21 protein-coding genes and 1 pseudogene are annotated in these 20,492 nt (G+C 66.6%); 14 read left to right on the top strand and 8 right to left on the bottom strand.

Annotated elements, in window-relative coordinates:
* The 3 genes from uraH to C0012_RS10015 form a co-directional block, all read right to left on the bottom strand.
* Entirely contained in the window at positions 1-321 is a 321-nt protein-coding gene (gene uraH, locus C0012_RS10025; protein WP_110589846.1) for a hydroxyisourate hydrolase, read from the bottom strand.
* Positions 321-842 carry a 2-oxo-4-hydroxy-4-carboxy-5-ureidoimidazoline decarboxylase gene (gene uraD, locus C0012_RS10020; RefSeq protein ID WP_110589845.1) on the bottom strand — a complete coding sequence of 174 codons (522 nt, stop codon included), beginning with the start codon at positions 840-842 and terminating at the stop codon, positions 321-323. The genes uraH and uraD overlap by 1 nt, the downstream gene beginning before the upstream one ends.
* 191 nt (positions 843-1,033) lie before the next feature.
* Entirely contained in the window at positions 1,034-1,630 is a 597-nt protein-coding gene (locus tag C0012_RS10015; protein ID WP_110589844.1) for a helix-turn-helix domain-containing protein, read from the bottom strand.
* 91 nt (positions 1,631-1,721) lie between these two features.
* Here C0012_RS10015 and C0012_RS10010 point away from each other — a divergent pair, with 91 nt between their 5' ends.
* The 9 genes from C0012_RS10010 to C0012_RS09970 all read left to right on the top strand — a co-directional run bounded on the left by C0012_RS10010 (position 1,722) and on the right by C0012_RS09970 (position 11,568).
* On the top strand, positions 1,722-3,323 hold the full coding sequence (locus tag C0012_RS10010; RefSeq protein WP_110589843.1) for an NCS1 family nucleobase:cation symporter-1: 1,602 nt from the start codon (positions 1,722-1,724) through the stop codon (positions 3,321-3,323).
* Complete coding sequence (locus tag C0012_RS10005; RefSeq protein WP_232527879.1) at positions 3,320-4,063, top strand: aspartate/glutamate racemase family protein; 744 nt, start codon at positions 3,320-3,322, stop codon at positions 4,061-4,063. The genes C0012_RS10010 and C0012_RS10005 overlap by 4 nt, the downstream gene beginning before the upstream one ends.
* A complete protein-coding gene (gene allB, locus C0012_RS10000) occupies positions 4,060-5,445 on the top strand; it encodes an allantoinase AllB (protein ID WP_232527878.1) in 1,386 nt (461 codons plus the stop codon). Before C0012_RS10005 ends, allB begins: the two co-directional genes overlap by 4 nt.
* Positions 5,442-6,590, top strand: coding sequence for an acetamidase/formamidase family protein (locus C0012_RS09995; protein WP_110589842.1), 1,149 nt, complete (start codon positions 5,442-5,444; stop codon positions 6,588-6,590). The genes allB and C0012_RS09995 overlap by 4 nt, the downstream gene beginning before the upstream one ends.
* On the top strand, positions 6,587-8,158 hold the full coding sequence (locus C0012_RS09990) for an AtzH-like domain-containing protein (protein WP_110589841.1): 1,572 nt from the start codon (positions 6,587-6,589) through the stop codon (positions 8,156-8,158). The genes C0012_RS09995 and C0012_RS09990 overlap by 4 nt, the downstream gene beginning before the upstream one ends.
* Before the next feature lie 26 nt (positions 8,159-8,184).
* The gene (locus tag C0012_RS09985; protein WP_110589840.1) at positions 8,185-9,411 is read left to right on the top strand and encodes a pyridoxal-phosphate-dependent aminotransferase family protein; all 1,227 of its coding nucleotides are present in this window, start codon (positions 8,185-8,187) and stop codon (positions 9,409-9,411) included.
* Between the two features lie 14 nt (positions 9,412-9,425).
* The gene (locus C0012_RS09980; protein ID WP_110589997.1) at positions 9,426-10,727 is read left to right on the top strand and encodes a Zn-dependent hydrolase; all 1,302 of its coding nucleotides are present in this window, start codon (positions 9,426-9,428) and stop codon (positions 10,725-10,727) included.
* Between the two features lie 200 nt (positions 10,728-10,927).
* Positions 10,928-11,224 carry a hypothetical protein gene (locus C0012_RS09975; RefSeq protein WP_110589839.1) on the top strand — a complete coding sequence of 99 codons (297 nt, stop codon included), beginning with the start codon at positions 10,928-10,930 and terminating at the stop codon, positions 11,222-11,224.
* On the top strand, positions 11,224-11,568 hold the full coding sequence (locus C0012_RS09970; protein WP_110589838.1) for a ribbon-helix-helix protein, CopG family: 345 nt from the start codon (positions 11,224-11,226) through the stop codon (positions 11,566-11,568). The genes C0012_RS09975 and C0012_RS09970 overlap by 1 nt, the downstream gene beginning before the upstream one ends.
* Before the next feature lie 42 nt (positions 11,569-11,610).
* Here the strand turns inward: C0012_RS09970 and C0012_RS09965 are convergent, their stop codons facing one another.
* Positions 11,611-12,420: a hypothetical protein gene (locus tag C0012_RS09965; RefSeq protein WP_110589837.1), complete on the bottom strand. Its 810-nt coding sequence runs from the start codon at positions 12,418-12,420 to the stop codon at positions 11,611-11,613.
* A 334-nt stretch (positions 12,421-12,754) separates the two neighbouring features.
* On the opposite strand from C0012_RS09965, the gene C0012_RS09960 reads away from it, so the two are divergent.
* Together C0012_RS09960 and C0012_RS15455 are read left to right on the top strand one after the other, a co-directional pair.
* The gene (locus tag C0012_RS09960; RefSeq protein WP_110589836.1) at positions 12,755-13,060 is read left to right on the top strand and encodes a hypothetical protein; all 306 of its coding nucleotides are present in this window, start codon (positions 12,755-12,757) and stop codon (positions 13,058-13,060) included.
* A 235-nt stretch (positions 13,061-13,295) separates the two neighbouring features.
* Positions 13,296-13,898 (top strand): hypothetical protein, encoded by a 603-nt coding sequence (locus C0012_RS15455; protein WP_162621917.1) that lies wholly within the window; start codon positions 13,296-13,298, stop codon positions 13,896-13,898.
* A 704-nt stretch (positions 13,899-14,602) separates the two neighbouring features.
* Here the strand turns inward: C0012_RS15455 and C0012_RS09955 are convergent.
* Positions 14,603-15,406, bottom strand: a complete 804-nt coding sequence (locus C0012_RS09955; RefSeq protein WP_110589835.1) for a hypothetical protein — start codon at positions 15,404-15,406, stop codon at positions 14,603-14,605.
* Positions 15,407-15,494: 88 nt separating this feature from the next.
* Here C0012_RS09955 and C0012_RS15450 point away from each other — a divergent pair, with 88 nt between their 5' ends.
* Entirely contained in the window at positions 15,495-15,647 is a 153-nt protein-coding gene (locus tag C0012_RS15450; RefSeq protein WP_162621916.1) for a ParA family protein, read from the top strand.
* Between the two features lie 407 nt (positions 15,648-16,054).
* On the opposite strand, the gene C0012_RS09950 is transcribed toward C0012_RS15450, so the two are convergent.
* The gene (locus tag C0012_RS09950; RefSeq protein ID WP_162621915.1) at positions 16,055-16,294 is read right to left on the bottom strand and encodes a hypothetical protein; all 240 of its coding nucleotides are present in this window, start codon (positions 16,292-16,294) and stop codon (positions 16,055-16,057) included.
* Between the two features lie 281 nt (positions 16,295-16,575).
* The gene (locus C0012_RS15445; RefSeq protein ID WP_162621914.1) at positions 16,576-17,847 is read right to left on the bottom strand and encodes a hypothetical protein; all 1,272 of its coding nucleotides are present in this window, start codon (positions 17,845-17,847) and stop codon (positions 16,576-16,578) included.
* A 547-nt stretch (positions 17,848-18,394) separates the two neighbouring features.
* On the opposite strand from C0012_RS15445, the pseudogene C0012_RS15710 reads away from it, so the two are divergent.
* Positions 18,395-18,736: pseudogene (locus C0012_RS15710) on the top strand (recombinase family protein); the annotation flags it as partial.
* Between the two features lie 252 nt (positions 18,737-18,988).
* Here the strand turns inward: C0012_RS15710 and C0012_RS09940 are convergent.
* The gene (locus tag C0012_RS09940; protein WP_110589832.1) at positions 18,989-19,669 is read right to left on the bottom strand and encodes a YoaK family protein; all 681 of its coding nucleotides are present in this window, start codon (positions 19,667-19,669) and stop codon (positions 18,989-18,991) included.
* A gap of 161 nt (positions 19,670-19,830) precedes the next feature.
* On the opposite strand from C0012_RS09940, the gene C0012_RS09935 reads away from it, so the two are divergent.
* Positions 19,831-20,277: a YbhB/YbcL family Raf kinase inhibitor-like protein gene (locus C0012_RS09935; protein WP_110589831.1), complete on the top strand. Its 447-nt coding sequence runs from the start codon at positions 19,831-19,833 to the stop codon at positions 20,275-20,277.
* Positions 20,278-20,492: the final 215 nt, after the last annotated feature.

Below are 20,492 nucleotides of genomic sequence, written 5' to 3'. Positions count from 1 at the left end.
TCAGCTCCCTCGGTAGGTGGAATAGGCGAACGGACTGAGGAGGATCGGCACGTGATAGTGCCGGTCGTCCGTCACCGTGAAGGTGACCGTCACGAACGGGTAGAAGGCCTCGACGCCGCGTGCGGCGAAGTGCTCGCGCGTCTCGAAGCGCAGCGTGTAGTCGCCGGGCACGAGCGCATCGGGGCCGAGGCCCGCGCGGCCGTCGTCGTCGGTGACGCCGTCGGCGATCGCGGATCCGGATGCCGTCGTCAGGGCGATCTCGATGCCCGCCGCCGGGGTTCCGCTCGCGGCATCGAGCACGTGCGTGGTCAGGTGCGGCATCAGCTCTCCTTGCTCTCCGTGTCGTCGTCCTCGAAGGTCGACCGGATCCGCAGCACGGCGATCTCGGCGAGCTGGGCGCACGCCTCACGGATCTCGGCCTCGTCGTCATTGTGGAGCCGGCGTTCGAGCTCGGCCAGGATCTCTTCGGGCGTGCGGCCGGCGGCGCGGATGAGGAAGACGCGCGCGAAGCGTGCCTCGTATCGCGCATTCGCGTCGGCCAGACGGGCAGCGACATCGGCGCCAGCGCGCGTCACGGCGCTCTGCTCGCGGCGCGACGCGGATGCCTCCGCGGAGTCGCCCCGCGGTGCCTCACCGATGCGGGCGTGCTGCGAGAGCGCGGCGTCGAGCTCGGCCGCGCCCCATCGCGTGGCGGCGCGGCGGGCACTCTCGACGAGAGCGTCGACGGATCCGTGCGGGCGCTCGTCGACGAGCGCGTCGACCCACTGCGGGACGTCGGCCCAGAGCCGGGCCGTCGTCTCCGCCTCGGAGTCGGCTGCCCGATCGAAGTCTGCGAAGCGCATGCGGCAACGTTATGCCCGGACCGTTTCGCGGTGGTTACGACGGGCCAGCGGCGTGCACGATCAGCCAGCGGGAGCGGAGGTGGGCGGTGCAGGCGCCTCGGAAAAGTCCCGGAATGTGCCTCGGAAAAGTCCCGGAACATGCCTCGGAAAAGTCCCGGCGTGCGTGACGCGACGTGTGATCTGCGCGGCGCTCAGCCCGTCGGATGCACGATCAGCCAGCGGGCGACGACCGGAACGTCGCCCGCGTTGTGGAGCCGATGCGGCCGGTCGCACGGGTAGGTGATCGTGTCGTCGGGGCGGAGGACGACGATCTCGTCCGAGAAGTCGATCGTGAGCTCTCCTGAGATCACGTGCCCGACCTCGTAGCCCTCGTGTCGCAGCAGCCGGTCCCGCGCGGCCGCGGTGCTGCCCGGGGGATAGACCGATTCGAAGTAGTCGACGCCGGGGCTGTCGCCGGGCGTCAGGCGACGGAAGGTGACCCCGCCGCCCAGCTCGAGCCGGGCGGCGTCCTCTGCGCGCTCGATCGAGACGCGCTGCTCGCCGTCGGGGGTTGCCGGATCGGAGAGGACGTCGGCGAGCGAGATCCCGAGCGCATCCGAGATCGTGATGAGGCGTGCGACGCTCGGCTGCATGACGCCGCGCTCGATCTGCGAGACCGCGCTCGCGGAGATGTCGAGGCGCCGCGCGAGCTCCGAGAGGGAGACGCCGACGCGTTCCCGGGCATCGCGCAGGCGCCGGCCGACGAGAAACCGCGGATCAGGTGAGTCCGGGGAGGTCGACGGGGCCACCTCGTCATCGTATCCGGCGGCATGGAGTGACTTCACGGGGCGGAAACACGCGAGACATCACGGAGGAAATGTGAAGCGATAGCTTCACGCCATGTCTGATCACCCCGCTGGCTCCGCCAACATGCGCCCCGGCTATGACCCGCGCCTCGCGAACGAGGACCTCGCACCGCTGCGGAAGCAGAAGTGGACGAGCTACAACATTCTCGCGTTCTGGATGAGCGACGTGCACTCGGTCGGCGGGTACGTGACCGCGGGCTCCCTCTTCGCGCTCGGGATCTCCAGCTGGCAGGTGCTTGTCTCCCTCGTCGTCGGCATCGTCATCGTCCAGGTCTTCGCGAACCTCGTCGCGAAGCCGAGTCAGCGCACGGGCGTGCCGTATCCCGTCGTCAACCGCTTCCTCTTCGGCGTCAAGGGGGCGAACCTGCCCGCGATCATCCGCGGCGTGATCGCCATCGCCTGGTACGGCGTGCAGACGTTCCTCGCGGCCGAGTCGCTCACGATCGTCTTCCTCAAGTTCATCCCGGCCTCGGCCGCGCTCATCGAGCCGACGTTCCTCGGCCTCGACGCGCTCGGGTGGATCTCCTACGCGATCCTCTGGGTCGCGCAGGCTGCCGTGTTCTGGAACGGGATGGAGGCGATCCGTCGATTCATCGACTGGGCGGGACCGGCCGTCTACGTCGTCATGATCGTCCTCGCCGTCTACCTCGTTAGCCAGGCCGGGTGGGAGAACGTCAGCCTCAATCTCTCGACCGGCGAGCCGCTCGATTTCTGGGCGTCGATCCCCGTGATGTGCACGGCCATCGCGATCGTCGTGTCGTACTTCTCCGGACCGATGCTGAATTTCGGCGATTTCGCCCGCTACGGCAAGAGCTTCGAGGCCGTCAAGCGCGGCAACTTCTGGGGCCTTCCCATCAACTTCCTGTTCTTCGCGATCCTCACGGTCCTTACGGCGTCGGCCACCGTGCCGGTCTTCGGCGAGCTCATCACGGATCCGATCCACACGGTCGAGCGGATCGACCACTGGTTCGCGATCCTCCTCGGCGGTCTGACCTTCGTCACCGCGACCGTCGGGATCAACATCGTCGCGAACTTCATCTCGCCGGCGTTCGACTTCTCGAACGTGGCGCCGAACCGCATCTCGTGGCGCGCCGGCGGCATGATCGCCGCCGTCGGGTCGGTCATCCTCACGCCGTGGAACTGGTACTCCAACGATGAGGCGATCCACTACACGCTCGGCATCCTGTCGGCGCTCATCGGTCCGCTGTTCGGGATCCTCATCGCCGGCTACTACGTCGTCGCGAGGCAGCGCATCAAGGTCGACGACATGTACACGATGTCCGAGACCGGCTCGTACTGGTATCGCCGGGGGTACAACCCCAACGCGATGTGGGCGGTCGTCGGCGCCGGAGTCCCGACGATTCTCCTCGCCATCGTGCCGAAGTCGCTCGTCTTCGCGGGGCTCGTCGGCTCGGGGTGGGGCGCGGTGAGCGACTTCACGTGGTTCATCGGATGTGGCCTCGGATTCGCGCTGTTCATCCTCCTCGAGCGGCGTCGACCGCAGGTTCCGAGCTGGGACGACGAGACGGACGGCGTCTCCGACGGATCCGTGCCCGACGTGCGCGAGGGCGGTCACGAGACGGAGCCCGCGCCGTTCGAGCCGGCGACGGCGCCCGCGGAGGTGGGAGAGCGTTGATCCGCGTCACCCTCATCAACCCCAACACCTCGCGTGTCATGACCGAGAAGATCGCCCGGGCGGCGCACGATGTCGCGGCGCCCGACGTCGAGATCGTCGCGGTCTGCCCCGAGCCTGGCGACGGTCCGCCGGCGGTCGAGAGCCATCTCGACGAGGTGCGGGCGGCCGCGGCCGTCGTCTCGATGATCGTCCGCGATCAGGAGAGCGGCGGAAGCGACGCCTATGTGGTCGCGTGCTTCGGGGATCCGGGCGTCGACGCGGCGCGCGAACTTGTCGAGGTGCCCGTGATCGGGATCGCTGAGGCGGCCATGCACGTCGCCGCGCTCACAGGTCGCAGCTTCGGCATCGTCACGACGCTCTCGCGGACCCTCGGGCGGGCGCGAGACCTCGTGCGCCGATACGGTTTCGACGAGGCCTGCGTCGCGGCGCACGCGACCGGGATCCCCGTGCTCGCGCTCGAGGAGCAGGCGGATGTCGACGAGATCGTCGCCTGGTGCGAACGCGCCGTGCGCGTCGATGGCGCCGACGCGATCGTGCTCGGCTGTGCCGGGATGGCGGACCTCTGCGCGACGTTGACGGGTGAGCTCGGCGTGCCCGTCGTCGACGGCGTCGCGGCATCCGTCGGTCTGGTCTCGGGGATGGCTCGCATGGGCGTGGGGACGAGCAAGCGCGACGAGTACGCCGCGATCGGCACACGGGAAACACCGGCGACACGCGTCGCGGATAGCGTGATGGCGTGAACGCCGAGACAACCACCCGCACGATCCGTTCGATCGCCGCTCGCCGCACGTTCCTCGACGGCGCGTTCCGTCCCGCGAGCCTCCGGATCGAAGACGGCCGGATCCGCGAGATCGCGCCGTTCGATGAGCACGCGGACGTCGTCGTCGACGATGCCCACGTGCTCCTCCCCGGCCTGGTCGACACTCACGTACATCTCAACGAGCCGGGCCGGACCTCGTGGGAGGGGTTCGCGACCGGCACGGCCGCGGCGGCGGCCGGCGGCGTCACGACGGTCGTCGAGATGCCCCTCAACTCGATCCCCGTCACGACGACGCCCGCAGCACTCGCGGAGAAGCGGCGAGCGGCGGCCGGACAGCTCGCGGTCGACCTCGCCTACTGGGGCGGTGCCGTGCCCGAGAACCTCGGCGCGCTCGGCGCGCTGCTGGATGCCGGCATCGTCGGGGTGAAGTGCTTCCTCGCGCCGAGCGGCATCGACGAGTTCGGTCATCTCGATGCCGCGCAGCTCGAAAGGGCGCTCGCCGAGCTCGCCGAGCGAGACGGGCTGCTCATCGCGCACGCCGAGCTCGAGGAGCACCTGGGGGAGGCATCCGGGCGGGTCTTCGCCGATTTCGTCGCATCGCGGCCGCCCGCCGCCGAGGTCGAGGCGGTGAAGCTCGTCATCGACGCCGCGCGTCGCACGGGCGCTCGGGCGCACATTGTCCATGTGTCGGCCGCCGAGACTCTCGATCTCGTGCGCCGCGCGAAGGCGGACGGCGTCGCGATCACGATTGAGACGTGCCCGCACTACCTCGCGCTCGACGCCGCGAGCGTGCCCGACGGCCAGGGGCGGTTCAAGTGCTGCCCGCCCATCCGCGATCGATCCCATCAGGACGCCCTGTGGCGCGGAGTGCTCGACGGCACGGTCGACGCGATCGTGAGCGACCACTCTCCGGCGACGGCCGAGCTCAAGCTCGACCCGGACCTGGGCACGGCCTGGGGCGGCATCTCGGGCGCGCAGACGGGACTCATTGCGTGCTGGACCGAGGCGAGGCGTCGCGGGATCCCGCTCGAACGGATCCTGCCGCTGTTCACGACGGGGCCCGCGCGCCTCGTGCGCCTTACGCGCGGCACGATCGAGCCGGGGGCTCCCGCGCATCTCGCGGTGTTCGATCCCGACGCCGTTCACACGCTCGTCGAGGGCGAGCTCGAGTACCGCAACAAGCTCTCGCCGTGGGTCGGCGCCGAGCTCTCCGGAGCCGTCCTCCACACCTATCTGCACGGTGAGCGGATCTTCTCGCGCGGCGAGGGCCTGCTCGCTCGTTCGGGGAGGGAGGTGCTTCCCGGCGGCGAGCAGGGCAGACTCGCAGGAACGGACGCTCCGCTCACAGGGGAGGAACGATGACGGGCATCGATCGCGCGGCCGGGCTCGCGCGCAACAGATACGGAACGGGCGAGGGCACCCCGGCGTTCGCGGATCTCCCGATCCTCCAGCCGCACGCGGACGTTCCGGACGGCGCCACGTACCTCAGCGCCGAGCCCCGCAACGTGATCTGGGGGAGGCTGCCCAGCGGAGTCGACGCCGCCGTCCTCACGATCGCGTCGGGGGACCAGGTCGTCGTCGATACCGTCAGCCACGAGGGCCTCCTGCCCGATCAAGGGCAGGATCCGCGGGCGTTCTTCGCGGCCCACGGCGTGCCCGCGGACGCCGTGCTCGACGATGCCGCGGCGATCGCCGCGACGAGCCCGCGCGACCACTCGGCCGACGGGCCGCACGTCGTCACGGGGCCGATCCACGTCCGGGGTGCCGCCCCCGGCGATCTCTTGCGGATCACGGTCGATCGCCTCGTTCCGCGCGTCCCCTACGGCGTCATCAGCAATCGTCACGGCAAGGGCGCGCTGCCCGGCCAGCTGCCCCGCGACGGATCCACCGTCAGCGTCTTCGCGCCCGTCGAGGAACGAGACGGCCGGCTCGTCGGTGCGCTGCCCCGCACGGAGGGGGCCGCGCGCGATGTCACCTTCCCGCTCGCGCCGTTCCTCGGCACGATGGGCGTCGCCCCGGCGAGTGACGACCGGCCGCACTCCGTGCCGCCGAGCGACTTCGGCGGCAACATCGACATCAAGCTGCTCGTCGAGGGCACCCAGCTGTTCCTCCCGGTGCAGGTCGACGGCGCCCTGGCGTTCGTCGGCGATCCGCACTTCGCTCAGGGCGACGGCGAGGTCGCGCTCACGGCGCTCGAGGCGTCGCTGCGCGCGAGCCTCACGTTCGACGTGATCCCCGCCGCGGAGGCGCAGCGCCAGTTCGGCCGTGTGACTGGTCCGCTCGTCCGCACGCCCGAGTACCTCGTGCCGACGGGCCTCGACCCCGATCTGAACGAGGCCATGCGAAAGGCCGTGCGCGCGGCCATCGACCTCATCACGGCGCGCTGGGGCATGGACGAGCACCTCGCCTACGCCTATCTGTCGGCTGCCGCCGACTTCGACATCTCGCAGGTGGTCGACATCACCTGCGGCGTGCACGCCCGCATCCGAGAGGCCGACTTCGCATGACCCATGAGATCCCCGGCACGGAAGGCGTCCCCGCCGATCTGCGGGACGCGTTCTTCGCCTACGAGAAGGCCATCCTTGCGAACGACCTCGATGAGCTCGACCGCTGGTTCCTCGACAGCCCCCGCACGATGCGCGGAGACGACGCGGGCCTCCTCGTCGGGCACGAGGCGATCAGCGCGTTTCGCGGACTCCGCGGCGGCGTCCCGCCCCGCGACATCGAGCGGATCGAGTACCGCGCGCTCGGTGACGACACGGCCCTGATCGTCTCGGTGTCGCGCTTCCGCATCGGCGGTCGTGGCCTGCAGACGCAGCTGTGGCAGAAGACACCCGATGGGTGGCGGATCACGTCGGCCCATGTGTCGGGGCGCCCACAGCCGCTCAACCGTGCGATGTGGCGAACGGTGGGGGATCCGCTGTTCCAGGGCGCGTGGGACGGACCCCTCGCGGGGAAGACCGTCGCGGTGAAGGATCTCTTCGCGATCAAGGGCTATCGCATCGGAGCGGGCAACCCCACCTATGTCGACACGGTCGCGGCCGAGCCGCGGATGGCGCCAGCCGTCACCGATCTGCTCCGCGCGGGCGCGTCGCTGCGCGGCATCGCGCGCACCGACGAGTTCGCCTACTCGGTCGCCGGCGACAACCCCCACTACGGCACACCGCCCAACGGCGCGGTGCCCGGCGCCCTCCCCGGTGGGTCGTCCTCAGGCCCCGCGAGCGCCGTCGCGACGGGGCAGGCCGATATCGGGCTCGCGACCGACACCGCGGGATCCATCCGCGTGCCCGCGTCGTACCAGGGCCTCTGGGGGCTGCGCACGACGCACGGGCTCGTTCCGCGCGCGGGCCTGCTGCCGCTCGCGCAGTCGTTCGACACGATCGGATGGATCACGCGCGACGTCGACACGCTGCAGAAGGCGGCCGAGTGGTGCCTGTCGTACGACGGATCCGACTCGACAGAGCGCGTCTACGGAGAATCCGGCCGCGACCTGCCGTGGCGCTTCCGCGTGCCGAACGAAGTGATCGACGTCCTCGAGCCCGACACTCGCGAGGCGTTCGAGGCATGGCTCGATACTCTCGACGCCCCCGTCGAACGCGTCGACATCGGCGCGCTCGCCGACTATCAGGATCCCTTCCGTCTCGTGCAGGGCGCCGAGGCATGGCGCAACAACGGCGACTGGATCCGCGAGCACCCGGGCGCGCTCGGCCCGGCCGTCGCGGCTCGCTTCCGCGCCGCGTCTGAGGTGACGGCGGAGGACGAGTCGCGGGCGCGGGCCGCGGTCGAGGTGCTCAAGCGACGTGTCGACGACCTCCTGATCGACGCTCAGCTGCTCCTGCCGACGGTTCCGGGCCCCGCCCCCATGCGCACGTCGGACGGCGCGAAGGTCGATGCCGTGCGCACCGCGACGCTGCGCATGACGACGCCCGTCGCCGTCGCGGGCGTGCCGGCCCTGTCGATCCCGCTCCTCACCGTCCCCTCACAGCTCGGCCCCGCGCCTGTCGGCGTCTGCGTCGCCTCGCGCGCCGAGACCGACATCGCTCTCGTCCGCCTGGGGCGCCAGCTCGACGCCTGATCCCCGTTCTCCACGAAAGAGACCGCATGACCCCCATCGCTCCGCTCGAACCGCCCCACCGCCTCCTCATGGGTCCGGGGCCCATCTCGGCGTACCCGCGCGTTCTGCGCGCGATGTCGTCGCCCCTCGTCGGGCAGTACGACCCGTTCATGACGGACGCGATGGGCGAGGTCCAGCGGCTCTACCGCGAGGTGTGGGCGACGCGGAACGAGCAGACGTTCCTCGTCGACGGCACCTCGCGCGCCGGGATCGAGGCGGCGATCACGTCGCTCGTGCGCCCGGGGGAGAGGGTGCTCGTCCCCGTGTTCGGGCGCTTCGGGCATCTGCTCGCCGAGATCGCCGAGCGCGCCCTGGCTGAGGTGCACCGCATCGAGGTGCCGTGGGGTCAGGTGGTGCCGGTGTCGACGATCGAGGAGGCCGTCGCGCGAGTGAAGCCGACTCTGCTCGCGTTGGTGCAGGGCGACACCTCGACGACCATGAACCAGCCGCTCGACGAGATCGCCCGCATCTGCGACAAGCACGGCGCGCTGTTCTACTCCGACGCGACCGCGTCGCTCGGCGGCAACGCCTTCGAAGCCGACGCGTGGGGCCTCGACGCGGCCACGGCCGGACTGCAGAAGTGCCTCGGCGGGCCCAGCGGATCCGCTCCTCTCACGCTGTCGGAGCGCGCCGCCGACGTGATCCGGTCGCGCCGGCGCATCGAGGCCGGGATCCGCGAAGAGGGCGACGAGTCGGCCTCCGACTTCATCCGATCCAACTACTTCGATCTCGGCATGATCATGGATTACTGGGGACCGCGTCGCCTCAATCACCACACGGAGGCGACGAGCATGCTCTACGCGGCGCGTGAGTGTGCGACGGTGCTGCTCGACGAGGGGCGCGATGCCGTCATCGGCCGGCACGAGACCGCGGGTCGCGCGATGCTCGCGGGCGTCGAAGCCCTCGGCCTCTCGGTGTTCGGCGACGTCGCCCACAAGATGAACAACGTCGTCGCCGTCGAGATCCCGGACGGCGTGCCGGGCGATGCGGCACGGCAGGCGATGCTCGACGACTTCGCGATCGAAATCGGCACGTCCTTCGGGCCGCTGCACGGTCGCGTGTGGCGCATCGGAACCATGGGGTACAACGCCCGCAAGGATGCCGTGCTCACGACGCTGGCCGCGCTGGAGCAGGTGCTGCGGCGATGGATCTCGGTTCCTGCCGGCGGGGGCGTCGCCGCGGCCGCCGACGTGTTCCGCGGGGCCGCCGCGTGACGCCCGCCGCGCCGATGGGACGCCTCGCGCAGATCCCTCCCGAGGCCTTCGCGCTCGCCGCACGGCGCATCATGAAGCGCTGCGACGAGCTCGCGCGCGTCTCGGCGGGCGACGGGCGGATCACGCGCGTCTACCTCTCGCCCGAGCATGCGCGCGTCAATCGCCTCGCAGCCGAATGGATGCGGGAAGTCGGCATGGAGACCCGCCTCGACGCCGCGGGAAATCAGCTCGGCCTGCTGCGCGCGGTCGATCGCGATGCGCCGGTCCTCATGCTCGGATCCCACCTCGACACCGTGATCGACGCGGGGAGATTCGACGGGATCCTCGGCGTGCTCATGGCGCTCGAGATCGTGCGGCTGCTGCGTGTTCCGGGCGGCGACGACGGCGTCTGGTACAGCCCGTTCCCCTTCGGTATCGAGGTCGCCGCCTTCAGCGACGAGGAGGGCACGCGCTTCGGCAAGGCGCTGCTCGGATCCTCGGCCGTCGCCGGCGTCTGGGACGACGACTGGTGGCACCTCACCGACGCCGACGGCATCACGCTGCGCGAGGCGTATCGCGAGTTCGGACTCGATCCGGGCCGTATCGGCGAAGCCGCTCGCGCGAGCGAGCAGCTCGTCGGCTATCTCGAAGCGCATATCGAGCAGGGGCCCGAGCTCGATCGCCGTGGCGAATCGCTGGCGGCGGTGTCGTCGATCGCGTCGGCTCGCCGGTTCCAGATCGTCGTCGAGGGTGAGGCTCGTCACGCGGGCGGTACGCCATACGATATGCGCCGCGACGCGCTCCTCGGTGCGAGCGAGGCCGCCCTCGCCGTCGAGCGCGTGTGCTCGAGCGAGCATCACATCATCGGCACCGTCGGCCAGCTCGAAGCCTTCCCCGGCGCCGTCAACGTCGTGCCGGGTGAGGCGAAGTTCAGTCTCGACCTTCGCGGGGAGTTCGACGGCGCGCGCGACGCCGTCTGGAACCGCATCAGCCGCGACCTTGACGACATCATGGGGCGCCGCCGCCTGCGCTGGCGCGCGCGGGAGGTGCACTCCGCGCCGGCAGTGTTCTGCGATCCGCTTCTGCAGGACGTCGTGCGTGAGGGGATCGGATCCACGCTCCGCGCGGGCGCCGAGGATCCCCTCACGCTCTTCAGCCCCGCGGGGCACGACGGCATGGCGATCGGATCCGTCACACCCGTCGGGATGCTGTTCCTCCGGAACCCGGACGGCATCAGCCATCACCCGGACGAGGCGGTCAGTGCATCCGACGTCGAGGTCGGCCTGCGCGCTTTCGCGGAGGCGGTCGCCCTCCGGGGGGCCGAGCGCGGGGCGTAGCTGGTTGCACGGACCGGAGACGTGGGTCGAGCGGCTTCCTCGGGGGTCATGACCTTGGTGGCCCGGCATCGCCGGACGCGAGCGCGCCGAGGTCTCCGCACTCTCCGTCGACAGCGACGTCTTCGACGTCGCCGACTGGATCTGCGCCAGCCTCTGGCTTTCGGACTGCACGGACATTATTTATGGAGTACAATAAAGAAATGGAGGGCAAGTGGACGATCACGCTGACGGGATCGGCGTATCGGCACGACTTCACTCGGCTTGACGCCCTCGCGGCGATCAGCCGGGCGCGGCTCGCGGCAGATCCGTTCGAGCCGTCGCGGATCACCGGCGCGAGTGACCCGGCAGGATGGATCGGTCCCGCCGTCGACGGAACCGACATTGAAGTGTTCGCAGAGGTCGACCACCGGGCGCGGACGATCGCGATCTTCCACATAATGGAGGCCCGCCCCCACGTCATTCGAACGATCGAGAAGGCACAGAAGGAGCGGGAGTGATGACCAACAACGAGACGCGCGAGGAGCGCGCCGCGCGCTACGAGCGCGGAGACATCGATATCTCCCCCGACACGAAGATCCGCAGCGGTGATGAGGCCGCGGCGCGAGGCCGTGCCCTCATTGAAGCTTCACTCGACCCCGCCGAACTCGCAGAGCTTGACAAGGCGATCGGACGCGGACGCCCGAGTGTCGGGGCAAAGGGTGCGCGCGGCGAGTCCCCCAAGCGGCAGGTGCGGTTGCCTGTCGACCTCGACCGCGCTCTGACCGAGCGCGCAGAGCGCGAGCACCGCCCCGTTGCCGCGATCATGCGCGACGCTCTCACCGACTACCTGCGCGCGAGTTGACGGGATGGCGGACAAGGAGAAGGGCGCGTGACGGAGAAGTATTCAGCGATCGTCTACTGCAACCGGACCTGACGGTGCCGGCGGCGCGTAGATCGGCGTCAGCGTATAGATGTTGCGGCCGCGGAGACGCGTTGCGGTCGCTCCGGTCTCCTTACTGGTTCCTTCGTGGGCGAGCACTCCAATCTCGACAAGGTTGCGGAGGCCAGCCTTTCTGGTGGAGTCGCTGATGCCGTACTCCGTTGTGATGTAGTTGCGAGGGAAGGTCATTTCGCCGCCGCTGGCCTGTCCGTGAGTTCGGAGTGAGATGAGGTACATCACGAGCCCTGGGCTGCTGAGCTCGGGGGAATGGAAGAGCATCCGCCATGCCAGTTCTGGGATCCGTCGGTAGGTGTCGCCGGGCCGGCCTGTGGGAATCGTGTACTTTTCGCCGGAGCGATCTTCGCGGAGCGCGCGAATGGTCGGCACATCCCCGGACGCGTCGCCGGGCTCAGTGGCGACGAGGTTGCGCTTTTCCAGTTCCTTCCAGCTGCTGCGGATGACGCGACTGCCCGCTCCGTCCGGATCCTCGAGGCCGAGGAGCGCGGCCCAGAACGATGCGGGTCTGTGTGAGGTGTGATCCCCGCCACCGGCGACCCACAACAGACTGACGTAGAGCAGGAGGCGAGTCTTTCCACCGCGGCCCCCGCCGCCTGTCCCGTTTCTGCTGCTTAGAAGACTTGCCAGAGGATACGTGACGATCCCCGCAGCGTCGCGCGACTTGAAGAACGCGTCACGAAACGGTCCCCCCATACCCGCTCGTCGCTGCTGCGCGAGCGTGGCGGCCTCGAACGCCCTCCTTTGCGTGTGGGACATCGGGACTCCAATTTTCGAATCGAAGGGGTAGACTGTGAACTACAAGGATATCATTCGTGGGTTGCGCTAACGTAGGGTGATGGGTTTCGCACCTTACAATTTCACTCCAACTTCGACCACCGTTCCAGTACTGTGGGTAGTACCTCGAGCGGTACTACCCTGAACCGCACGCGAGTGCTCGGAGCAGGCCGCCCTCTTCCGGTGGGGCTCCCGCAGGAGCATCGAGGCGCAGTGCAGAGGACCCCTCCGCCCGGGCGGAGGGGTCCTCTGTCTAGTGGACGGGTCGAGGGGCGGGAGCACCCGGGGCCACTGCGATCCGTGATTGGGTCACACCATGACATCTCACCGCTCGGCGCGCGTCGATTACACAAGCCAGTGCACCGTGATCATCACCTACTTCGACGGCGATCGCCAGGATCGCGTGGTCTATGAGCGGCCGCAGTCGCAGGTTCCCGACGGCCCGCTCAGTACGTTCGATCGCATTCGCATCTCGCAGTTTCCGACTGACGATGAGCTCACTGTCGAGGCTCGTCGAATCTTTGCTGACATGAAGCTCAACCGCCGCATCGGGGAGGCTGCATCGTTGAGCTCGGTATTCATTGCTCGCACCGCTGCAGCGGCCCTCGAAATGGGGTTATAGCCCTGTCGAAATCGGTGGTGGGCTACCGTAATGGCGACCGCTCCTGTGCGGCACTGTGCCAGGGTCTCGGCTCATATCCCGATATCACGCCTGGGGTGGCCAGCCAAGTGGATGGCGAAACATCGGGGCAGGTCTCTGAGGGCCAGCGATCCGAAGCCCCCAAGTTGCTATATGCAGCGCGCTTCGCCGATGGTACGGTTGAAACTTCGACAACCTCAATGCCAAAGGAGTACGAGTGAGGAAAACAACAACCGCAATCCTCGCGTTTGCGGCAAGTATCTTGCTGGCAGCGACTGCATCGACAGCTCAGGCTTCCGAAAGTGAATCGGAAGAGCATTCCGTCACGTCACACGTGACTTTGACGGACCTCGAAACCGGCGAAGTTTTGTATTCGGAATCCAAAGAGGTTCCCGTGCCGGAGGAAGGTGCGCTGACTGTTCCCAGCGACATTGAGTTGAATGATAATGCCATTCAGCCCTTGGGGTCGATTGGTTCCACGTTTAAGCCAGGGGGTGTCGAGTCATCGATTTCGATTTCCTACACGAGGAGGACAGAGGATATTCGCATTGATCATGTGTCGGGTTCGTGGAGTCCCGATTTTTCCGTCGAAGTCAAGAATCGTCGTGTATTGATGATTAATGGGGGCGTTTTTACCGAAAAGCTCGAGAAGTTCCCATACGCCAATAGCTACAGTTACTCGACTGGCTTTGGGTTTGCGATCTGGAATTCAGGAGCGGAGTACGTTCCGCGAGTTCTGGCCGAAGTAGATCACAGGATCGCCGGTACAGGCGGTAACTGGGTTCGACTCTCTCATTGGCTCGATCTAAGCGATGTTTGACGCACGAGTGTCGAAGTGAATCCGTCGAGAAAACGGGTGGCGGTGGGTGTTTCGGCAAGCATTCTGTTTGCCTCATGGGTCGTGCCGATCGCTCTGTTTGTGATTGAGTACAGCTTTGATGGGCGATACGGTGGGGCATTCTTGCTTGATAGCGCAGAGGGCCTTCTCGTTCTGTTGGCCACCGTGCTTCTCGCCGCGCCTATTGTATTGGTTGAGCGTGGGTCGGTTTCCCGTACTTTCGCGCTATTGTTCTACATTGTTGGAGCGGTAGGATCAATATTCGTTGTTGTTGTGTGTATATTTTCGGGGATCATGGACTCTGTTTTTCTCATGGTGCCCGCTGTCGCAACCGCGACGCTACTTGTGGCCGCATTTGTGGCGCGCCGAGACGCAATGCGAGATCGATCGCCTAACTGATCAGGACTCAGCTTTCTCCACCCCCGCCACTTTCTTCGCAAGAGAAAGTGGCGGGGGTTCTACTCATGTCGTGGTGTGGCAGCACATGATCCAGATCGGCAAGCAACGGCAACGCCGCGGTGATGAGAGCTGCGTCGCGGCGACCTGATCGGCGTCGCGGTCGACATTCGCCGGGGAGTGCGGCCAGGAAGTCACTGAGCCGGCGAAGGTAAGGGGGCGAGCGCGGTAGGCTCAGGTGGCGACCGTGGTCACCAGTGCGGGCCCCAACAAGTTTTAGGAGACGCACCCTAGAAGCTAGCCAGGCTGGGCCCCGCGGTCGGCATGGGAGATTCCGGGTAGCCCGCGCGTTTCTCGCGGAGCCGTAGAAGCTCTCCCAAAAGATGAAGAGCTTGGAGCGGCAGCCAGATGGCGATATCCGTTCTCGGCGCCAGGCGAACGCTCTTGCTGCCGTCCTTCACTTGGAGGGCTTGACGCTGCAGAAGCCCCTGGTAGACCCAAGGGCGGCCGTGGGCAAAGCCTGAGGCGACGGACCACATGAACCTCACGTCCATTCTGGTGTATTCCATCGATCCGTCGATCGGGGTGGTGATGCCGTAGCCGCGGCCGACTTTTTCGGGGTCACCGCCGAGCTGTCGGGCGGTTGCGAGGACGGCTTCGATGTTGTTCTGCGCCGCGGGACCGACCAGGTGACCAACGGTCCTGTGCTCGTCCTGGTAGTTGCGGATATGCCATCGCAGTACCCGTTCGAGGCGGACCTCACGTTTCGCGGGGCCAAGCATCCACAGCGCGGTCGCGGTATTTTCCAGCGCTGCTCTCGCGAGGGTTGGGCCGACCGCCAAATGTTGAATCTGTGCGTCGACGGCCAGAGTCTTGATGCCGTGCAGTTGGTCGACGGTTGCGTTGATGAGGTGGCGTACGGCTTGGGAGATTTCGTAGGGGTGCAGCCTTCGGTCATCGCCAGCCATGGAACTTCCCGGCAGGACGCCAAAGTCGTCGGGGTAAGCGATCCTCTCGACGAGTCGGTCTACGGCGCGAGCGAGCTCAAGCCACTTTGCGTGGATCTCGGTGTTGTAATATCGACGGGTTCGCATCGTCCCATTCTGGCGGCCCGTTCTCCTGGCCGTGGTCGTTGACGAACCGGCCGGACCTGTCGACCCTCGCGGGGAGTGGGATGACGTCGTGACCGACACCCCGCCCGCGGTCGGCTTCATCACCCTCGCCGCCCTGGCTGCGGCCGACGTCGAACGCCTGGTATGTAAGTACAACGATGGCAAGCCCTTCCAACCCATTGGGGCCGGCGTGATGGTACCCGGGCGCCGGAAGGGGGAGTAGCCGACTGGCGACGATACTCGGCCAACCACGACTTGCCGTGGAGCAGAAGGTAGGAGACCACATCGCCGGAAGAACTGCCAAGGGGAGGCGGCCATGATCGCTCAGGCGACTCAGGAGAAGCCCACGCTGCGGCAGGCGTTGCGCACGCTCAAGCGTCTCGTCCGCGACGAGTTCGCAAGCGACCGAACCGGATCATCCCGCGGCCCGCGTACACACGACCTCGAACCTGCTGAACTTCCTGCCGCTCATCGTTCTCGGCCGGCAGCTGGGGCGATGCGAGAAGAGCTACACCGCGACCACAGGGAATGACGCCATGACAGATCGTGAACGCGTTGTTAGAAGATCGGGCGGAATCGTGTGTCGTAGGTCAACATCGCGGCGGTGAAGGCCTGACTGGCAACCCGCCATCATTGGAATGACGCGACGAGAGCGGCGGCGGTGACCAGGACTGCGCCAGCAATAGGTATCAGACGCAGCCGTTCACTGAGCAGCCACACGCTCGTCCCGATGATGGACGTCAGCAGGCTCATCGTGCTGAGCGGAAAGATGAAGAGAGCGAGGCCCGTGAATGCCGGAAAGATCCAGACCGCCAGAGCCAGCCCCAGCGGGGGAACGAAACCCATGAGCACACCGCAAAAGATGGTCACCGAGGCCCTCTTTCGCTGTCGCACCCATACGAGTAACGGGCTGGCCCCGATCGCCGAGATGAGTAGCACCCAAGGCGCCCAGAGCCAGTAAATGTCCGCGGCTGTGGTCCACCAAGCCATTGACGCAGCAGGCGAGGATTCGTGCTGACCAGGCGTTCCCAGCTCTAGAAGGACCGTTGCGACTGCAACACCGAGCACAAAGCTCGCACAGAGGGCGATCCACGAGACGAGAACTTGCCCCCCCGATGCCCGGCTCGGTGTCGCAGTCATTCGATCCCTATTCAGTAGGACGACGAGATGTTGTAGTCGTCGACGGCACAGACGCCATCAAGCAAGCAGCCGAACCCCTGGTTGGTGCGTCTCGCGAGAGTCTGCCAGAAATTTGTCCCGTCCGTACGATCCCATCGTACGTAGACCTCATGGTTCGGTACAGGCTTCCGCCAGCCAACCATCTCAACGGTGCCGCTTCGGTAAATGCGAAATACGACGTTGTACTGAATGGAACCGCCGTAGTTTTGGTTGAAGAGCTTGCAGTGAGGGTTGCTGGCTGTGTGGTTGAAGCGGGCTTGAGCATAAGCAGTCGTCGAACCAGCCTCTTCGAACAACATGTTTTCCATGCTCGTATATTCGGAAGCCACAATGCTACCGTTCTTGCGAGTGATGCTTTCGCCTACATTTGTAACTGCATTTAGGTTATAAGGATCCTCGTTATCCCAGTTGACATTCAGGGCCATGAGTGTGCGGTAATTTGCTGGCTGGAATGGTTCGCTCGGGCCGGGAAAATCCCAACTCCGGTTGTCGCCGTCAAAGGTATAAGAAGTGTCGCCCCAGTTGCAGGCAGCTGCGGGAGCGGATTGCTCAGGAATGAAGGTGCGATAGGTGACGGCGGTGGTGTAGGTCTGGTAGGTCAGCGGAGAAAGGTTCGACTGTGTCGTGGAGCTGTCTGAGTTCTCCAACGTTACGCTTACCGATCGCGAAGAGTCAGTCACACCGTCGTCCGTATCGATGGATCCGTAAAGCTCGAACTGGTGCGTTGACCCCGGCTTGAGTCCTGACAGGGTGGCGCTGCCGTCGGTACTTTCTGCAATCTCTTCACCCTCCTCCCAAACTTCAAAAGGGCCGTTTGCCGTATACCATGCGAACGTCACGGTTGTTTCGCTGGTCGTATAGGCAAACGCTGGCCGCCAGTCAGCCGCGTCCTCGGAGAGTGGCATGCTGTCCAGGTTTTCGCTGACAGGGCCAGGATTCTCAGTGGTGCTGCTGAGTTGAGAAGCATCAACCGGTTCCACGGGGCCAGGTTCCAGGGGATCCACAGGTACACGCAGCGTGACGGTTGTTGCGAGTTCGCCATTGATGAGCCGTGATGTGACGATGCTCTCGGCGGGGGTTTCCTCGGTGGACAACACTTCTAGAGCTCGTCCTTGGAGATCGATCGTCCCTGCGGACTGGGGATAATCCAGGGATACGGCACTTGGTTCGTCTTGCGCATCTGCTTGTGCTGCTTGGTTACTGCCGATGTAGGTCAGGGTGGTTGTGACCACCAGGGCTGCCATTACTGAGGCGACTGCCTTCCGCTTGCGATTTGTGCTCGCTCTCATATCGATCTGGTCCTTCCCGGTTGATGAGTGTGTTACCTGCGAAGTGACCGCCAAGTCGATGTCCTACATCGGCCAGCGCACTTCCAGCGAGCCTAACGGTGCCTGTCACAAACCTAAAGAGTTGCTATGAAGATTGATTGAGTCTGTTGTGCTCCAATAGGCGTCGCCATGTCTGCTCTACTTCTCACCTGGAGGGTGGCAATCGTGTGAGCTGTTGCGCTGTCTCAGTAGAGCTGAGCGAGGGTCGTGTGGATGGGTGGCGCCTGAAGTACGTGTACCGGTGAGTCAACAGGAACCTTGCGGACCAGTAACGATCGATTCCGACACCCAGCTCGACGCTGCGCGCCGATCGCGCGACACGCCGACTCCTGATCGGCCGAAGCCCCCTGCCGAAACCTCAGTGAGCCGGACCAAGCGGCGTACCGTTCTCGGCAGGGAATTGAACACCGTGCATGCCCGCGTCTCGACGCGTGAGCAGAACCCGGACGCATAAGAGGCCGAGCTGCGCGAGGCCGGATGCGCGAGCGCCTCCGTCGACCATGGCTCCTCGAGCCGTATCGCTGATCGGCCCGAGTGGCTGAGGTGTCTTGATCACATGCGCCCCGGTGAGACGCTCGTGATCCGCGCGCTCGATCGCATCGGCGGGTCTGAGGTGCTGGCGATACAAAGGTTGCACGATCTCGGCGAACGGGGCATCGCAGTCAGCAGGCATACCGAACCGACGTTGAACGTCGACCCGTCGACGCGGATGGGTCGCGCGATGCTGAGCATGATGGCGAGCATCGCGCAGCTGCGCATCGACACGATCCGCGCGAACCTAATGCGCGGAGTGACCTACGCGCGCAGCGTCGGGCGCGTGGGCAGACGTCCTACGGTCATGGGTACCGAACGGATCGCGACCGCGCAGCGAACGCGCGATGAACCGCACAGCTACGCGAATATTGCGCGCACGCTCGGAGTTGGGTCTTCGAGTGTGCGCCGCACCCTCGCGCGGGCCGACAGATCGGAGGGCATCCGACGTCGAGGTCGGCCTGCGCGCTTTCGCGGAGGCCGTCACCCGCCGGGGCGCCGAGCGCGGGTTTTAGCTCCGCCGTCGTCAGTCGGCGCGTCGGTCGATGTGACCGACGAGCGACGCCGCGAGCACGATCCCGCCCGCGACGACGAGGCCCGTGCCGAAGTTCACGAGCAGCAGCAGGCCCGCGCCGGCGGCCGCGCCGGCGAGCATCAGGACGAGCGCGAGAAGGCGCCGGCCCCAGTTCTCGCTCGTGCCCCCTGCGAGGCGCGAGTCGGCGGCGAAGCCCGTGAGCGTCGACGTCACGACGACGGTCGTGACGTCCTTGACGCCGAGTCGGCGCGCGCAGGCTGCCTGCAGTCCCATGGCGAGCCCGAGGACGCCCGTCACGACGAATCCCCAGACGGTGTGCTCGACGGGCGGAGCGAAGAGCGTCGCGACGCCGAGGGCGACCACCATGCCTCCCGTGATGCCGAACGAGGTCGTCGTGAGACCGCTCCAGCCAGCCCGCGCGTTTCGCAGCACTCGGCCGGCGAATGCCGCGCCGATGACAAAGGCGACGAGCGCGATCGCCGGCCCGAGAACGGGCAGATCGGAGGCGCCGACGAGCCCCATGCCGAGGATCACGATGTTGCCCGTCATGTTCGCGGTGAAGACGCGGTCGAGGCCGAGGAAACCGATCGCGTCGATCATGCCCGTCGAGAAGGTGAGGACGAGCATCAGCAGGAGGTGACGGCGTGCCGAGTCGAGGCGTGTGATGCTCATGGTCTGATCTCCGGGTTCTCGCCGCACGGGGCGACGACGATGATGCGGGAAGACTCCATGCTACGAAGACTCGATGGCGAACCTGTTTCACGCCTCGACGCGGAGGCGGGATCGCGCGAGGATCGATGCGGATCCTCTCTACGACGACAAAGGAGCATTCCATGGCCTTTCCCGGAACGATCGCCGTCTCGAGCCCCGACTTCAGCGACCGCACGCGCATGCCCGACCGCTTCGCCGCGGAGCACGAGGACGTCGCGCCCGTCATCGAGGTGACGGGCGTCCCTGCGGACGCCGTTGAGCTCGCCCTCATCTGCCACGACCCGGACGCACCGATCCCGCATGGCTGGACCCATTGGACGCTGTTCGGGATCCCCGCCGACGCGACGACGATCACCGCGGACATCGGCCGTGAGGGAATCACGACGAAGGGTGAGGCAGGCTACTCGGGTCCGCTGCCCCCTCCCGGCCACGGCGACCACAGCTACTACTTCTGGGTCTACGCGCTGAGCCGCCCCGTCGAGGGCGAGCCGACGCGCGAGGAGTTCCTTCGTGACTACGCCGACGCGGTCATCGAGCAGAATCGCGTCGTGGGCGTCTACTCGCGCTGACGATCTGGAGGCGGTGTCGCGCCCGGGCTGCTGCGGGCTGCACACCGCGTTCGCCGGGCGAGCGGTCTGCGTATCCACCGCGAAACACCGCGGCAATCTCCATGCCGGAAGATGCCCAGGTCGGGAAGGGGAGGATGGACTCGCACCGCGCATCGCGCGGATCTGCATCATCCATCCCCGACCCGCGCTCCCCCCTGTCAGGCGTGCGGTGAAAC

Origin of the sequence: Microbacterium suaedae (assembly GCF_003254645.1) — a bacterium.
Classification (GTDB): Bacteria; Actinomycetota; Actinomycetes; order Actinomycetales; family Microbacteriaceae; genus Microbacterium; species Microbacterium suaedae.
The sequence above is the reverse complement of the archived record's forward strand: the minus strand, read 5'-3'. Positions and strand labels throughout refer to the sequence as shown.

Bases quoted from the DNA above. Each gene is read 5' to 3' on its own strand.
- uraH (WP_110589846.1), bottom strand. From the start codon at position 321: ATGCCGCACCTGACCACGCACGTGCTCGATGCCGCGAGCGGAACCCCG.
- uraD (WP_110589845.1), bottom strand. From the start codon at position 842: ATGCGCTTCGCAGACTTCGATCGGGCAGCCGACTCCGAGGCGGAGACG.
- C0012_RS10010 (WP_110589843.1), top strand. From the start codon at position 1,722: ATGTCTGATCACCCCGCTGGCTCCGCCAACATGCGCCCCGGCTATGAC.
- C0012_RS09995 (WP_110589842.1), top strand. From the start codon at position 5,442: ATGACGGGCATCGATCGCGCGGCCGGGCTCGCGCGCAACAGATACGGA.
- C0012_RS09990 (WP_110589841.1), top strand. From the start codon at position 6,587: ATGACCCATGAGATCCCCGGCACGGAAGGCGTCCCCGCCGATCTGCGG.
- C0012_RS09985 (WP_110589840.1), top strand. From the start codon at position 8,185: ATGACCCCCATCGCTCCGCTCGAACCGCCCCACCGCCTCCTCATGGGT.
- C0012_RS09980 (WP_110589997.1), top strand. From the start codon at position 9,426: ATGGGACGCCTCGCGCAGATCCCTCCCGAGGCCTTCGCGCTCGCCGCA.
- C0012_RS09975 (WP_110589839.1), top strand. From the start codon at position 10,928: ATGGAGGGCAAGTGGACGATCACGCTGACGGGATCGGCGTATCGGCAC.
- C0012_RS09970 (WP_110589838.1), top strand. From the start codon at position 11,224: ATGACCAACAACGAGACGCGCGAGGAGCGCGCCGCGCGCTACGAGCGC.
- C0012_RS09965 (WP_110589837.1), bottom strand. From the start codon at position 12,420: ATGTCCCACACGCAAAGGAGGGCGTTCGAGGCCGCCACGCTCGCGCAG.
- C0012_RS09960 (WP_110589836.1), top strand. From the start codon at position 12,755: ATGACATCTCACCGCTCGGCGCGCGTCGATTACACAAGCCAGTGCACC.
- C0012_RS09955 (WP_110589835.1), bottom strand. From the start codon at position 15,406: ATGCGAACCCGTCGATATTACAACACCGAGATCCACGCAAAGTGGCTT.
- C0012_RS15445 (WP_162621914.1), bottom strand. From the start codon at position 17,847: ATGGCAGCCCTGGTGGTCACAACCACCCTGACCTACATCGGCAGTAAC.
- C0012_RS09940 (WP_110589832.1), bottom strand. From the start codon at position 19,669: ATGAGCATCACACGCCTCGACTCGGCACGCCGTCACCTCCTGCTGATG.
- C0012_RS09935 (WP_110589831.1), top strand. From the start codon at position 19,831: ATGGCCTTTCCCGGAACGATCGCCGTCTCGAGCCCCGACTTCAGCGAC.